At 35.6% G+C, this 14714-nt stretch carries 13 protein-coding genes; 6 read left to right on the forward strand and 7 right to left on the reverse strand.

Annotated features, from left to right (window positions below):
• Positions 1 to 233 precede the first annotated feature (233 nt).
• The 4 genes from FYJ79_RS07750 to FYJ79_RS07765 all read right to left on the reverse strand — a co-directional run bounded on the left by FYJ79_RS07750 (position 234) and on the right by FYJ79_RS07765 (position 4200).
• Entirely contained in the window at positions 234 to 1508 is a 1275-nt protein-coding gene (locus FYJ79_RS07750; RefSeq protein WP_154516417.1) for a type IV secretory system conjugative DNA transfer family protein, read from the reverse strand.
• A 274-nt stretch (positions 1509 to 1782) separates the two neighbouring features.
• Positions 1783 to 3108, reverse strand: a complete 1326-nt coding sequence (locus FYJ79_RS07755) for a transposase (RefSeq protein WP_154516420.1) — start codon at positions 3106 to 3108, stop codon at positions 1783 to 1785.
• Between the two features lie 16 nt (positions 3109 to 3124).
• Positions 3125 to 3553 (reverse strand): IS200/IS605 family transposase, encoded by a 429-nt coding sequence (tnpA, locus tag FYJ79_RS07760; protein WP_154516423.1) that lies wholly within the window; start codon positions 3551 to 3553, stop codon positions 3125 to 3127.
• A gap of 62 nt (positions 3554 to 3615) precedes the next feature.
• Complete coding sequence (locus tag FYJ79_RS07765) at positions 3616 to 4200, reverse strand: ATP-dependent Clp protease proteolytic subunit (protein WP_154516426.1); 585 nt, start codon at positions 4198 to 4200, stop codon at positions 3616 to 3618.
• A gap of 880 nt (positions 4201 to 5080) precedes the next feature.
• Here FYJ79_RS07765 and FYJ79_RS07770 point away from each other — a divergent pair.
• The 3 genes from FYJ79_RS07770 (at position 5081) to FYJ79_RS07780 (ending at position 7774) form a co-directional block, all read left to right on the forward strand.
• The gene (locus FYJ79_RS07770) at positions 5081 to 5575 is read left to right on the forward strand and encodes a nitroreductase family protein (RefSeq protein ID WP_154516429.1); all 495 of its coding nucleotides are present in this window, start codon (positions 5081 to 5083) and stop codon (positions 5573 to 5575) included.
• Between the two features lie 81 nt (positions 5576 to 5656).
• Positions 5657 to 6808 (forward strand): CobW family GTP-binding protein, encoded by a 1152-nt coding sequence (locus FYJ79_RS07775; protein WP_154516432.1) that lies wholly within the window; start codon positions 5657 to 5659, stop codon positions 6806 to 6808.
• A 3-nt stretch (positions 6809 to 6811) separates the two neighbouring features.
• Positions 6812 to 7774 carry a TIGR03943 family putative permease subunit gene (locus FYJ79_RS07780; RefSeq protein WP_154516435.1) on the forward strand — a complete coding sequence of 321 codons (963 nt, stop codon included), beginning with the start codon at positions 6812 to 6814 and terminating at the stop codon, positions 7772 to 7774.
• Positions 7775 to 7888: 114 nt separating this feature from the next.
• On the opposite strand, the gene FYJ79_RS07785 is transcribed toward FYJ79_RS07780, so the two are convergent.
• Both FYJ79_RS07785 and FYJ79_RS07790 read right to left on the reverse strand, forming a co-directional pair.
• Complete coding sequence (locus FYJ79_RS07785; protein WP_154516438.1) at positions 7889 to 8803, reverse strand: nucleotidyl transferase AbiEii/AbiGii toxin family protein; 915 nt, start codon at positions 8801 to 8803, stop codon at positions 7889 to 7891.
• Positions 8800 to 9384, reverse strand: coding sequence for a type IV toxin-antitoxin system AbiEi family antitoxin domain-containing protein (locus FYJ79_RS07790; RefSeq protein ID WP_154516441.1), 585 nt, complete (start codon positions 9382 to 9384; stop codon positions 8800 to 8802). The genes FYJ79_RS07785 and FYJ79_RS07790 overlap by 4 nt, the downstream gene beginning before the upstream one ends.
• Positions 9385 to 9627: 243 nt before the next feature.
• On the opposite strand from FYJ79_RS07790, the gene FYJ79_RS07795 reads away from it, so the two are divergent.
• A complete protein-coding gene (locus tag FYJ79_RS07795) occupies positions 9628 to 9906 on the forward strand; it encodes a type II toxin-antitoxin system RelB/DinJ family antitoxin (protein WP_154516444.1) in 279 nt (92 codons plus the stop codon).
• A 350-nt stretch (positions 9907 to 10256) separates the two neighbouring features.
• Entirely contained in the window at positions 10257 to 11531 is a 1275-nt protein-coding gene (gene sstT / locus FYJ79_RS07800; RefSeq protein WP_154516447.1) for a serine/threonine transporter SstT, read from the forward strand.
• A 23-nt stretch (positions 11532 to 11554) separates the two neighbouring features.
• Here sstT and FYJ79_RS07805 read toward each other — a convergent pair whose 3' ends face one another.
• The gene (locus tag FYJ79_RS07805; RefSeq protein WP_154516450.1) at positions 11555 to 12874 is read right to left on the reverse strand and encodes an ATP-binding protein; all 1320 of its coding nucleotides are present in this window, start codon (positions 12872 to 12874) and stop codon (positions 11555 to 11557) included.
• A 244-nt stretch (positions 12875 to 13118) separates the two neighbouring features.
• On the opposite strand from FYJ79_RS07805, the gene FYJ79_RS07810 reads away from it, so the two are divergent.
• Positions 13119 to 14501, forward strand: coding sequence for an ROK family protein (locus tag FYJ79_RS07810; protein WP_195837041.1), 1383 nt, complete (start codon positions 13119 to 13121; stop codon positions 14499 to 14501).
• Positions 14502 to 14714 lie beyond the last annotated feature (213 nt).

Here is a 14714-nt window from a genome sequence, read left to right on the forward strand (position 1 = left end):
GTCAATAATAATATTTTTGGATATTAATATCCGTTTTATTTGTATATAATTAAATTTAGAATACCAAATGCCAATTATAAGAACCTTTATATAAAATAACGTCAGCTAATTATATGTGACGTCTTTTAAAATATTCATTGATTGATCAAGAGAGAGGAAACTCAAGATCATTATTCCAATAAAAATATTCCTAGGTGTCATTCAGTATGATACCTAGGAATATTTTAATGTTTCTATGGGTTGCTTAGAATAACTTTTTGTTGTTTAGGAATGGTATGCATGGCAACAAGGTTACGTTCATAGGCATTCTTTTCGTCCTCATTGAACTTAGCGATACGTCTTGCTTTATGACCTTGTTGGATGAGATACATGGAAGTGCTATTCATCGATAGTACGTCAGACTGCATTACATTAGCACGTGTTGAGATGCGTAAAGAGCTATTTCGGTCTTCTCCACCGAGATAGAAATAGGCATGGCAGCACTGAATGATGGTTTCTGCTTCAGAATCACCATATGCCTGTCTTAGCTGATGTTCGGATTGACAAAGCAAGCTAAAGCCAATTCCCCTGCTTCTACAACAGCTCATATACCGTGTTAAGCTTGGAATGACATAGCTACCGCAATCATCCATCCAAATCTGTACAGGAATGTCAAGATGACCAGTACCAGCTTCTTCAATAAGTCGATTGACAGCTTGATTAATCATTAAGGCTGCAACAGCATGTAAGCTAGCATCATAGTCTTTGAGTTGGATGAAGAGTGCTTTCTTTTTATAGCCAAGTTCTTCAGGATGAAAATCATTTTTCTTCATGATTTTTTTAATTCCCTCAGATCTATATGCATTCGTCGCACTCATCAATGTGACAACAATGAATGATGCTGTTCTTCCTGACATGCCTCCTCCGATTGATGAAACAATGCGCTTGTAAGGCCACCAGTTACCGCCGAATTCTTTGTTGAGGAGTTCGAATCTTTCAATGAATGTTTGATTAATGCTGTTTTCAGAATCAACAGGTGCTTCTGCAAGCATATCAAGAAGAAATCCTAAATTCAGTGTATTGTTGTTGGAAGTGCTCTTTAATACTGGAAGTAGCATACTGCGATTCGCAACAGACTTATAGCTATTTCTGTAAAGTGCATCTTCATTGTCAAGATAGATGGATTTATGGCGTTTAAAGTAAACACCATAACCTATCATACCTGTAATTAAGCTGATGGCATTCTGTTTCCAGAAAGGATCTTCACGATTTGTTGGTCGGCCAATGATTGCCATGGCTAGTTCAAGAGCATCCTCTTCACTATTGATGAATTCTAGCGGGTTATAGTGACTACCTGTCATATGAATGAAGTCATAGATTTCAGTCTCATAGCCCATGTCCTCAAGTGACTTATGAAGTCTTGGATAGAGTGAGCCCTTGATATCAACAATCAAATGACTACATGTATTCATTTGAAGAAGCATTGGTTCCAACAAGTATCTTGTATTGCCAGAACCTGGTGCTCCCACTATCTATGATTTACACCACCAAAATTGTCAGGTAAACCCATATAAGCATCCTTACCAACTCTCATCTTTTCCATATTCTCTTTTCCTCCTAGAACATGATGTCTTCTTCAAAAGAAATCGCTTCGTTTAATGCACGATGGCTAAAGAGATAATCTGCAATACCGTAGTGAAGCCCCACACGACTAAAGTCGCGTGCTTCCTATAGCAGCCTTAAGGCTGCATCTGCTTTAAGCAGATGGACTGCATTTCTACCATACAGCTAAAACTCAGATACTTATGCCGCTAAAGACATAAGCTCCGCATTCAAGCTAATTAAAGTAGAGAATGTGCAGGTGCTTCTCTTGGCAGACTGAGGAACTTTTGCCTCAATTGCCAACCTTGAACTCTCATCCAGGGATTTTAATATTTCACGTATAAAATATCTTGCTCCGATATTATAGGATGCAGATAAGTCACTGTTGTAGATTTTACCGCTTTGGAACTTACAAAGTTCATAGGTATTAAATCCACCAGCCTTTCCACGAAGAACCATGCCGCTTCCATCATATGCATATTTACTTGTTCCCCATGCACAGATATGACTGATTCTCATTCCTAATCTGTGGGCTTTATTTGTAACAATGGATTGAACTTCCTGACTTCGCCACATTTTGAGCTTCTGTTTCTTGGAGCCACGGACTCTGCCATTTTTGTCCAGGTGTTCAAATACTATGGTATCTGCATTATAGAGAACTGCTATATCCATAATATAATTAGCGGTCCTTGATGCAATGCCGTGGTTAATACCTTTTGCTTTAGCCCATAATCTCGGTGTTTTGTAGTTTCCATGCTGCTGTGCCTTTTTGATACGATTGATGCTATGCATCAGAGAGTCTGTTTCTTTAGGGAGCTTACAAAAATGTCTCCCGAGAATAGTGCCATCCGAACGCATTACAGAAATAGTAGCGGCTGTATTTATGCCTAGGTCTACGGAAACAATGGTCTTGTCATATATGGATGCTTCTTTAAGCGTAGTGCTTTCTTCAAATGGGAAATCCAAAAACCACTCCTTGCCACGTCTTTGGAGAGTAGGAGCGCACTGTCTCCTGTTTTTGCAATATCTGTATATATAATCCATGTCTGTTTTACGAAGGTCTACAGTAATCCAGTCCCATGTATTACGGACATAGACTTTAATCTGTGCAGCATAGTCATCTGTCTGGTTGTACATTACAGTTCGGTACATTGATGGAAATACATATCCTGCTCTTGGATATGACGGCTCCTTGCCAGAAGGTTTTCCCTTCCAATTAGCCATATTGCTTTTATAAGAGGATACTTTTCCGATGGCTTCGTTAATTGCACCACGGCGCATATAACTTGGCATTTTATAGAATCTTAAATCAAAATCGTATTCAGGACTTGGATTATCCTTCGTGGCATGAACAAGACTTTCGATATACGTAAGTCTGCTCTGTCCTTTGAAAGTAACAACGGTATCCCATTTATCAATACAGACAGCAATAAGATAATCTACGACACGCCTGTATATAGCAACAGTATCTTTGAATATATGGCTGTAATGCTTGATCTTAACGCTGTAGGTTGTGTATATCCGCATGCCGCAGACCTCCTTCCTATTTGATCTTCTGAGAATTGATGTAGTCTGTAACCTGTTTTAGACTTCTATCACTCACTGCAGCAACAAAGTATGATGGATTCCATAAATGATCGCCCCAAAGCTTTTTCTTGATTTCAGGCTGGTTTAAAAATAACCACCTTGCTGTATTGCCTTTAAGCACTTTAACGGCATCCGATAGCCGAAGTTGCGATTTACAATCCACAAGCAGGTGTATATGGACAGGCATAATTTCAACGGCAATGATATTCATGTATAAAGACTTAAGTGTTTCGAGGAGATAATTTCTAATGTCCGTCTCTATTTCACCTATGAATATGGACTTCCTGTACTTTGTAGCCCATACGATATGATATTGCAGGGAATATGCATAACCTCTGCCATGAGTAACATCTTTAGGTATTGAAAATATAGTAACTTTATCCATATAAATATTACAACATATGTGCACTAAAATTTCAAGGAAATGCCGCACGCTCATGACTAAAGTCACGAGCGTGCGGCAGCAAAATCGTCAATAGCTTCTTGTCCTTTCAACCATGTTTCTTTTTCACAGTCTTGTTCTATTTCAGTAACCGTATGCTTTGTCCATTTCGCAAGATCTTGATAAATCATACGTTCACTGTCACCTATCATCTCCGAGAGACTCTTGATGCTTGTTGAATTAATCATTGAATAAGGTGTGATAGCAGGCTGATGAATCATAACTTTACCATGAGGCATGATGAAGCGATGACCTTCAGGTAGGGATGCAAATACAAGAGATCCTGCACTTGCACAGATTTCACTGACAACACCAAAGAACTTCACTGGTGCTCCTTCAATGAAATCAATAAGATGATAAGCAGCATTTACACTACCACCTGGCGTATTGAAATAAAGAGTAATTGGACTACTTTCGCTTTCTTGAATAAAAAGCTCGCAAATAGTGATAAGGGATTCAATAGATTCCGATGTAATCTCATCACTCAAAGTGACTTTTCTCATCTTAGAAGTAAGATAAGCCTTTGCATCGATTGCGAATGGTCCGTTTACACTCTGTGAAACGAACACTTGATTTGTTTGTGAATTCATAATGTACTCTTCCTTTCTTTTCTACTTACTAATAACTACTGTTTCATCATAACCCAAGTTCAATTCTTGCTTAACCGTGAGAAGGAAATTCTGATTTCAGACTTCTTTCTTCAAGGACAAACACCTGAACCTTGGATATTCATCATAACCTAAGTTCGCTTCTTGCTTAACCGTCAGAAGGAAATTCTGATTTCAGACCTACTTCTTTAAGGCAAACACCTGAACTTTGGATATTCATCATAACCCAAGTTCGCTTCTTGCTTAACCGTGAGAAGGAAATTCTAATTTCAGACCTACTTCTTCAAGGACAAACACCTGAACTTTGGATATTCATCATAACCCAAGTTCGCTTCTTGCTTAACCGTGAGAAGAAAATTCTGATTCAAACCTACTTCTTTAAGGGCAAACACATGAACCTTGGATATTCATCATAACCCAAGTTCGCTTCTTGCTTAACCGTCAGAAGAAAAATGCATGAGCCACCCTCCTTATTAACTGAAAACATTTAAAATTTCATGCTATCATAACACTCAACAAATTATTGCTTAACCATGAGAAGAAAACTCTTTATCCTTATATTATATATACATGTTCACCTCATGAGACTATCTGTACGTTAATGTAACAAACTATTATAAATCTTAATCAATAATTGAGGAACCATGAGAGGAGAAAATTAGATAGGACTACTTTATAAGTGTTGGAGAGATAGTTTTTTCGTTCGGGAATTCTATTATAGCACTTCGATTTTGGTTTATAAACTTTTTACGGGGAGTAGTGAAGTGGTGGATATATTGGGCACTATTCTATTGATTAATATGCAAATCATTTGCATTTTTAGCTATTTCCTTTAAAATAGAAGCGTAAGTGAGGAATAGAAATGGATACAATATTAAAAAGACGCAGTGTTAGAAAATGGCTTAATCAATCTGTTGAAGAAGAGAAGATTAAAACCATTCTCAAAGCTGCGATGAATGCCCCTAGTGCTGGCAATCAAATGCCATGGGAGTTTGTTGTTGTGGAAGATCAGGCAATGCTTGAAGAGCTTTCCAACTCATCACCCTATGCCAAATGTGTTGCGCATGCACCAGTTGCTATTGTTGTAGTTTATCGAACTGATGGCTTAAGATTTCCAAGCTATGCACAAATTGATAGTGCGATAGCTGCAGAGAATATCTTGTTGGCTATTACTGATCTAGGACTAGGTGGTGTATGGCTAGGGATTGCACCAGAAGAGGAAAGGATGGAGAAAGTTGAGAAGATCTTGCATCTAGAAAACAAGCATGCTTTCGCTATTATTCCATTTGGTTACAGTGATATGACACTTGATTCAAATGATAAATATGATGAAGAGAGAATCACTTGGTATAAGTAGTAGAAGACTTGCATATTAATTATAAAGATTTATAATTAGCACTGATCTATTAAGAGTGCAAAACTTAAAGGAGTGAATTTTATGGCAAAAGTAGATATTATTTCTGGTTTCTTAGGAGCTGGAAAAACAACATTAATTAAAAAGTTAGTTAAAGAATCTTTAGGTAATGAAAAAGTTGTTTTAATTGAAAATGAATTTGGTGAAATCTCTATTGATGGTGGTTTCATGAGAAATGCAGGAATTCAGGTTAATGAATTATCACAGGGATGTATTTGTTGTTCTTTGGTGGGTGATTTTGAAGCATCATTAAAGCAGGTATTGGATCAGTATAATCCTGATCGTATTGTTATTGAACCTAGTGGGGTTGGTAAGTTATCTGATATTATTGATGCTGTGGAAAAGGTTAATGATGAAAGACTTGAATTGAATAGTTTCTTGGCTGTTGTTGATGCTAAGAAATGTAAGATGTATCATAAGAATTTTGGTGAATTCTTTAATAACCAGATTGCTTCTGCATCTATTGTTGTATTAAGTAGAACACAGGATGTTGATGAAGCTAAATTAGCAACTGATCTTGATATCATTAGAGAATTAAATGAACATGCACCTGTTATTACTACACCATGGGATGAAATTACTGGTGATCAGATTCTTGAAGCTGCCAACAATAAAGAAGCCCTTGAAAAAGCTTTAGTTGCAGCTGCTAAAGAACATGAACATTCAGTAGAAGGACATCATCATCATCACCACCACCATCATGATCATGATCACGAATGTGAAGATGAACATTGTGAATGTCATCATCATGATGAACACGATCATGAACATCATCATGACCACGATGAACATGAGCATGAACATCATCATCACCACCATCACCATGATGGCGAAGCACATCCACATACAGATGATGGCGATACAAAACTCTATTACAATGAAGAAGATGCTCATGATGCTGATGAAGTCTTCCAGTCAATCGGTGTAGAGACAGCACATACATTCACACCTGAAGAAATTAAGGAAAAGCTTGATGTACTTACAAATGATGATTCTGTAGGTAATATTTTAAGAGCTAAGGGTATTGTCAGAGGTACTGAGAATAAGTGGTATGAATTTGACTATGTTGCTGGTGATAGTGAAATTAGAGAAACTACACCTGATGTTGGTGGTAGATTAGTAGTTATTGGTGAAAACTTAGATGCCAAGAAGCTCTATGATTTAATGAAAGGTTAGTCTATGGATAATATTGAAACAAGAATCTATTTGTTTACTGGTTTCTTAGAAAGCGGCAAAACAACATTTGCGAATGATACAATTGTCAATACTAACTTCTGTGAAGACGAAAGAACAGTGCTTATCGTTACAGAAGAAGGTGAAGTTGAATACGACGTTAAACAGCTTAAAGAACACAATACAGACTATGTTGAAGTCGAAGATATTGAAACACTCAAAGATACAGCCTTTTGGCATGATCTTAAGACAAAATATCAGCCTACTCAGGTCTTAGTAGAATATAATGGTATGTGGGATGTTCCTACATTCATGAATGCCCCATTCCCTAAAGGATGGGATATCGTCCAGATTCTTACAACTATTGATGCAAGTAAGTTCACATACTTTGTCAATAATACAAATATGCGTTCTTACCTCTTCCAGCACTGTTCTCAATCAGACCTCATCATCTTCAATCGTATTGAAGGCGTGAAGAAATCATTCATGAGAAACAATATCAAAGCTATGAACCAACAAGCACAGATTATCTATGAGAAGTCTGATGGTTCTATTGATAATAGTATGCAGGATGAATTACCATATGATTACAACGTAGATGAATTTGATGTAGCTGATCATGATTTTGGTATCTTCTGCTATGATGTCATGGAACATCCAGAACGCTATGCCAATAAGAAAGTACGTATTAAAGGTAAGTTCATCGGTAAAGATAAAGTCAGAAAGAATGGCTTTATCTTAGGTCGTTATGCCATGGTATGTTGTGAACAGGATACGTCATTAATTGGTATGCTTGTAGAAAGTGAACCTGAAATCATTGACCAGTTCATTCCTAATGAATGGCTCATTATTGAAGGTCATACAACAAGTGATTATGATCCTGAATTACAGATGCCTGTCATTACTTTACATGCAGACAACATTGAAGTCACAAAACCACTTGATTATGAATATGTCACATTTGACTAATTAACATGAAAGGGATGCCTCGGCATCCCTTATTAGTTATATAGTGAAATATTTTTTGATCTTTGATGAAGTATATTCTAAGGACATCTTCGCTTTTCTATTGTATTTGATATTTCAAAATTTTCCGTTAACATCTCTCCAACAGCGGGTAACGTGATCCCAATATGAAGAATAATCTGTAGCATTAATTATACTGTCTACAATAGGAAGCAACAGCATTTTAATCATCTCTAAAACATCTTCTAGTTTCACATTAACCAATACTTTCTTCTTTTTTAAAAACATCTTCCATCTAGTCTGGTGAATTTCATTAACTAAAAAATCATTTGTTAATGCAAACATATCATCAAATCCAGTCCCTCTATGTGCAAATGTTCTCTTAATAGCTTCTTTTAATTCTTTTCCATCAAGATCATATTGATTGGCAAGAATATAAATATCATAGAAATCTTTATACCTACTATTAGCATTCCCTAGAGAAACAATCGCCTCAAATTTTTCGGATATTACCGAAGGAATTGAATATGCATAGATATAAGGTTCTTCCATATCAAGAAGAACAGGAAATTCCATTTTTATTTTATGAGGATAAATGACATCCCCAAATCCAACATCAACCGACACTGGTATCTTTGTTCTATCTAAATATGCTATGATAGAAACATTTACTCCGTGATACTCTTTAAATTCTGTAATTTTCATCACATCGAGAGTATCCAAATCATATTTTAAAGCATCATCACAATCTATAGAGAATATATTTGCGAACACTTTTTTCATATAGTCTAAATTATTAGGTATATTTTTTGCTAGGAGGTCTATATCTTTAGTTGCTCTTGCAAATTCACCTTCAAAGAGCGCATACAGGAATATGCCTCCCTTAAGTGTAAATCGTTCTACATATTCTGAAACCGATAGCCTGTATATACTCCTTTCCAATCCATATGCTATCAATATTTCTTGAAATGCTTTTCCGCTTTCTTTTGCCTGCTTCTTCAACCTATCTTTTACTGACATTGCATTAATCATACAAGCACCTCAAGATATTGCCTCATAACTTTTTCACATTTCATTAGTTCAGCGTACTTAATCAAGCGATTCAAATTGCGATTATTCTTTCGTAGATAAGTTATAAGGATTTCTTTCGTTTCTTCTATTCCAACATTTTCTCTATAATACACTATATCTACCACAGTCTTTTCTATATTATAAATTTGAAATTCATTTTTTCCTTCTTTAACCGTAATAACACCGATATCATGCCTATCATTTGTATAATAATGAACTTTCATTGGTGGCCAATCGGGAATAGTGGACATCTTCGCCTTTCTGGGTATTGCAATATCAACAGCATCTGGAATATATGTCGTTAGATTATAGTATGATGCAGCACTTAGCAGACATATAACTCCCTTAGGTGCATATGCCTCCACATAATAGAAGTCAGATTCCTCACCACAATAATTTACATTTTCAAAATAACTCTTATTCAGTTTAATCAATTTTCCCATATTAACTAACTTACTAATCTTATACTGTGATAAACCTCTTCCTTTAAGTTCTTGCATGGAAAAAATTTTTTGGTCTTCAGGAAGTACAACTGTTTCCATTAATCAACACCTCTTTTCTATTTATTTTCGGCATATTATTTAATTGCCGTATTTCAATCAAATTATACATAAGAACTCATTAATCGTCAATCAGAACAAAATCAATATTTCCTTCAGTTTATATTAATTAAATGCCATTCTTTATTGAAAAAGACTTGATCTTCAGCATTCTTTTTACTATATAGCTTCAATGATTGCATTTATCGTACAATTACATTACATTTACTAATAGAGGTGATCTCAATGTCTAAAACTACAAATATCAATATTCAAATTGATTCCGAATTTATGTCTGAACTTGAAAAACTTTATGGTCAATATGGCTTGTCTATTACTGAAGCTATTAATATTTTTCTACATGTATTCCTTATAGAAGGTTGTCTTCCATTTGAAGTTATTCAACAGAGATACAACACAGAAACAGAATCTGCTATGAGAGAAGCTCGTGCGATTGCCAATGGTCTTATCCCGTCAAAGAAATATTCTTCTGCTGCTGAAATGATTAATGATGCTCTTGAATAAGCTTACATGTTATTATCATGCATTAATCAGTAATCATATTAAATATGTGAATGCTGTATCTCATACAGATTTATTCTAAAGCACAAAACACTATCTTCTCTTTAAAGAGTGGAGATAGTGTTTTCTTTTGTATTAGTAAAATCATTGATATTTATTAAATTGTTGATATCTAGGCAACCGTTTTTTTCAGTTGTAGTGAGTAGTATGACTCTGATGTATAAAATCATTCACATGCATATTTGTCTTATTTACAAGTCTATATCATTGATGTCTAAAATAGCGAAATAGAACTAGTCAGTTAATATGATATATGTTAGTATGTGGCTACATTCAAAATAAGGGGGATATGAATGAAAATTATTAAGAAATACAATGAAACAAGTCTTGTAGCGAGAATCATTTGTGGTTTAGCTATCGGCTTACTTTTAGCACTTATTGTACCGAAGATTCTTAAGTTAGAAATTATTGGTAATATCTTTATTGGTGCATTAAGAGGTATTGCACCTATCCTTGTCTTTGCCTTAGTTACATCGGCATTAGTAAATGGCTCTGGCAAGATGGATCGTCGTTTTGGGTCCGTTATCTTCTTATATATGCTTTCAACCTTCCTAGCTGCCTTTGTAGCCGTTGCAGGAAGTTTTCTCTTTCCACAAACTATCGCCCTAGGAACAGCCTATAAGGCAGAAAGTGTCCCTAGTGGTATCTTTGAAGTCATCAGTAACCTTCTCCTCAAGCTTGTGGATAATCCTATTAATGCCCTAGCACAGGCTAACTATATTGGCATTCTCTTCTGGGCAATTATCTTTGCTTTTGCCTTAAAGTCATTTGCTTCTGAAAGTACTAAAGCATTTATTGGTAATATCTCAGATGCTCTTACGAAGATTGTAAAGTGGATTATTAATATGGCTCCTTTTGGGGTAATGGGGCTTGTTTATCAGACTGTTTCAGCTAATGGACTTGGTGTCTTTGTGAAATATGGTTCATTACTGGGATTATTAGTTGGATGTATGCTTTTAGTGGCATTAGTTGTTGATCCATTGATTGCCTTTATTGTTTTAAGACGTAATCCTTACCCATTAGTCTTTAGATGTTTAAAAGAATCAGGCGTGACAGCATTCTTTACAAGAAGTTCAGCTGCCAATATTCCTGTTAATATGGCTTTTTGTGAGAAGCTTGGTTTAGATAGAGATATGTATTCTATTTCTATTCCCTTAGGGGCAACGATTAATATGGATGGTGCGGCTATTACTATTACTGTTATGACTCTAGCTACCGCTAATACATTAGGTATTCATCCTGATTTAGTATCAGCATTGATGCTTTCTATTCTTTCTACATTAGCGGCATGTGGTTCTTCGGGCGTAACTGGGGGATCATTGTTGTTGATTCCAATGGCATGTTCTCTCTTTAATATTCCTAATAGTATTGCGATGCAGGTTGTGGGTGTAGGTATTATCTTAGGTGTTGTCCAGGATTCTGTTGAAACAGCATTGAATTCATCTGGTGATGTTATGTTTGCAGCAACAGCAGAATTTAGAGAATGGCAAAAAAGAGGCAAACGCCTCCCAGACTTCATGTATTCTAAAAGAGAAAAAGCAAAATTCAACAATACAGACAACGCTTAGAGTGAGATCATTCTCACTCTTTTTTAGTAGTCTGTCAGCAAGAAAGCCATATATGTAGGTAGGGTTAGAATCTTACCCTCTCTTCCTACATTATATTGTCCTAATTTAATAGCTTGTTGGATATGATATTTCTCAGGGTGATTGAGAATAGTTTTTGTGCTTTTTGTATTACCTGTTGTTGCTTTTACTTCGACAAGTATAGCTTCTCCATGATATCTCATGACAAAATCAATCTCCAACCCACTATCTTTATGATAATAGTAAAGCTTTCTACCCATCTTATGAAATATATCAGCGATAAGATTTTCAAAAATAGCGCCCTTATATCCATAAAGATGACCATTTAATACATCAAACTGCGTCCCATCTTCCAACATACTAATAAATAATCCTGTATCACACATATACACCTTAAAAACATCCTGAATGGCATTACCATCCAAAGGTAATTCAGGTATTGACAAATTATAACATCTTGTAATAATACCTGCATCTTCAATCCATTGAAGACTACCCAAATATCTTGCCGCAGTCGATCCCTTTTTTATAACAGAATATTGGAATTTTTTATTCTCTTTACTTAATTGTTTAGGAATGGACTCAAAACATTCCCTAATATGGGCTTTATCACCATTCGATGCATATTTCATCATATCATCTTTATAAGATGCAACGATATCACGTTGTATCTGTAGAACTGCATCCATTTGTTTTGTAGACACAAATGTCTGTACAGCATCAGGCATACCGCCTACTACAGTATATTGTAATAAGAGTTGTTGGAATCTATGATGTAATGCATCAACAACTGGTGTTTCATTCTTTAAAGAAATTCTAAGCATATCAATCATATTATCCGTAATCCCATTAGCCCATAAGAACTCTTCAAAATCCATAGGATACATTTCTATCACTGTTTCATAGCCAACAGGTATTGATGAGGGCATTTCACGATATCCTTTAATTCCCAACAAAGACCCTGTTCCAATAACATCATAGCGTCCATCAACCTTAAAGAATTTCAATGAAGTACGTGCTTGCGGACACTCCTGAATCTCATCAAAAATAATAATGGTTTCGCCTGGCTTAAATATAGCTTTATCACCAAGTAAGGCACTCATTATCATTGTAAGGTAATCAATTTCCAACGAATCTTGGAAAATGCTTTGAAAGCGAGGATTTTCAAAGAAATTTAAATAAACAACATATTGATAATGCTTCTTTGCGAAAGCTAAAACAGAGGATGTTTTCCCACACTGTCTACATCCCTTAATAATAAGCGGTTTATGATTCTTGTCTTCCTTCCATTCCTCTAAGCATCTGTCAATCTTTCTCTTAAGCATAGAAATCACCCTCCTCTACTTCTAGTATAATGTAAGCAAAATATTTTTCAAGGGACTTTTCAATGTCACATGCAACTTTTTTAATGGACTTTTTGAGACTACATACAACTTTTTCAAGTGACTTTTTGAGATTACACGCAACTTTTTCAAGGGAGTTTTGTAGAACATAATATTTTTACAAGTTATGTAAAAAACATGCGTTATGCTTAAGGTTTGATAAAATAGTGTTATGGAGGCCACATATATGGAAGAGGACTATCATACTTTTAGAGAACAACTTGAAAATAAAACAATCAAAGAATTTACGAAATCGATTAATGAAAACAAACTTACATTTGAATCAAGTTATGCTACTGGAATCATTAGCTTTAACGATTATCATATTATTGAAATGGAAGTCATCAATAAGAAAAATGCAACCTCTGAATTCTATATTCACTTCCAGTACAACAACAATGCCCATGCATTATCACTCTATCAAGAATTCGAGGATGCGCTTATTCAGACGAAAGAGAAACATACGCTTAATGTCCTTCTTTGTTGCAGTGGAGGACTTACGACAAGTTATTTTGCGATGTTATTGAATGAGGGAGCACAGGCTATCTCTCTTGATTATCACTTTGATGCGATGAGTTTTGATCGGCTTTATCATAAAGGTAGTGACTATGATGTTATTCTGCTTGCCCCACAAATCAGCTATAAACACAAAGAAGCAGAAAGTGCCCTGCGCCATAAACTTATTATCGACATTCCAGCTTCTATCTTTGCCCGTTATGATGATGGTGCTATGTTCCATCACATCGCTTCAAGTCTAGAAACCTACAAGAAAAGAGACACTTCCCCTATTGATTTACCTATAAAAAAAGATATCCACAACACAACAACAATCCTTGTCTTGGGATATATCAGACACATGGATAAAACACGTATTGTTTATCGTATTTATGATCATAATCAAATTTTACTCACGAATGAAGTCATCAAATCCCATCTTCGTCTAGAAGATATGCGTGATATTATTACAATGATTCTAACTTTGTATGATATAAAGATGGTTGGTATTGCCATGCCTGGTATTATCAATAATGGTACACCGTATTCTGAAAGTGATACTTTTGATTATGAGAATGTGTATGAATATTTTAAGAATCAGTTTGATATCCCTATTGTCTTAAACAACGATGTCAATGCCATGGCAGTAGGACAGTATCTTACCCAGGATGAAACTGAGAACCTCTCTTTCCTCTTCCAGCCTAGAGGAGCAATCTACTCAGGTATTGGCAATATTATCGACGGTAAACTTCATACCGGTCATGCCCATGTCTCTGGTGAATCCTTTTTAGTTATGAAACATAACAACTGTTCTCCTCAAGACTTATATACAACTGAAGAGGGAGAAATCAAGATGGTTGCTTGTGCATTAAATGCCCTGATTGCCATGGTTGCTCCTGACAAGATTATCTATTATTGCGAACAGATTCCAGATACCAAGAAACTCATTGATGCATTAACTGTTGATATACCTAAAAATGTCATGCCTGTCATTGAGAAAACGATACATATTAAGGACTATATGTTGCTTGGTGAACTCTATCTTGCTGCTCAGTACTACCATGAACATCTTTAGAAGCACTTTCTAACCACATTCTATCCACAGTTGTTACAATAGCTTTTCATTAACTTTCATATTCCCCAATCAAAGATGGAATTTATAAATAAAAATCCCCATTTGCACAGTGGACCTATATGATATAGAATAATTATGCATGTAATGCAATTATGCTTTGGCGGGTGACTGTGCAATTGTGATTTTGGCGATCCTCTGTACGGTCATCCACCA

It is taken from the genome of Sharpea porci, from assembly GCF_009695655.1.
Lineage (GTDB): Bacteria > Bacillota_I > Bacilli_A > Erysipelotrichales > Coprobacillaceae > Sharpea > Sharpea porci.

Excerpts from the sequence above, each read along its gene's own strand:
- FYJ79_RS07775 (WP_154516432.1), top strand. The coding sequence starts at position 5,657 with ATGGCAAAAGTAGATATTATTTCTGGTTTCTTAGGAGCTGGAAAAACA.
- sstT (WP_154516447.1), top strand. The coding sequence starts at position 10,257 with ATGAAAATTATTAAGAAATACAATGAAACAAGTCTTGTAGCGAGAATC.
- FYJ79_RS07765 (WP_154516426.1), bottom strand. The coding sequence starts at position 4,200 with ATGAATTCACAAACAAATCAAGTGTTCGTTTCACAGAGTGTAAACGGA.
- FYJ79_RS07810 (WP_195837041.1), top strand. The coding sequence starts at position 13,119 with ATGGAAGAGGACTATCATACTTTTAGAGAACAACTTGAAAATAAAACA.
- FYJ79_RS07805 (WP_154516450.1), bottom strand. The coding sequence starts at position 12,874 with ATGCTTAAGAGAAAGATTGACAGATGCTTAGAGGAATGGAAGGAAGAC.
- FYJ79_RS07780 (WP_154516435.1), top strand. The coding sequence starts at position 6,812 with ATGGATAATATTGAAACAAGAATCTATTTGTTTACTGGTTTCTTAGAA.
- FYJ79_RS07785 (WP_154516438.1), bottom strand. The coding sequence starts at position 8,803 with ATGATTAATGCAATGTCAGTAAAAGATAGGTTGAAGAAGCAGGCAAAA.
- FYJ79_RS07755 (WP_154516420.1), bottom strand. The coding sequence starts at position 3,108 with ATGCGGATATACACAACCTACAGCGTTAAGATCAAGCATTACAGCCAT.
- FYJ79_RS07795 (WP_154516444.1), top strand. The coding sequence starts at position 9,628 with ATGTCTAAAACTACAAATATCAATATTCAAATTGATTCCGAATTTATG.
- tnpA (WP_154516423.1), bottom strand. The coding sequence starts at position 3,553 with ATGGATAAAGTTACTATATTTTCAATACCTAAAGATGTTACTCATGGC.
- FYJ79_RS07770 (WP_154516429.1), top strand. The coding sequence starts at position 5,081 with ATGGATACAATATTAAAAAGACGCAGTGTTAGAAAATGGCTTAATCAA.
- FYJ79_RS07790 (WP_154516441.1), bottom strand. The coding sequence starts at position 9,384 with ATGGAAACAGTTGTACTTCCTGAAGACCAAAAAATTTTTTCCATGCAA.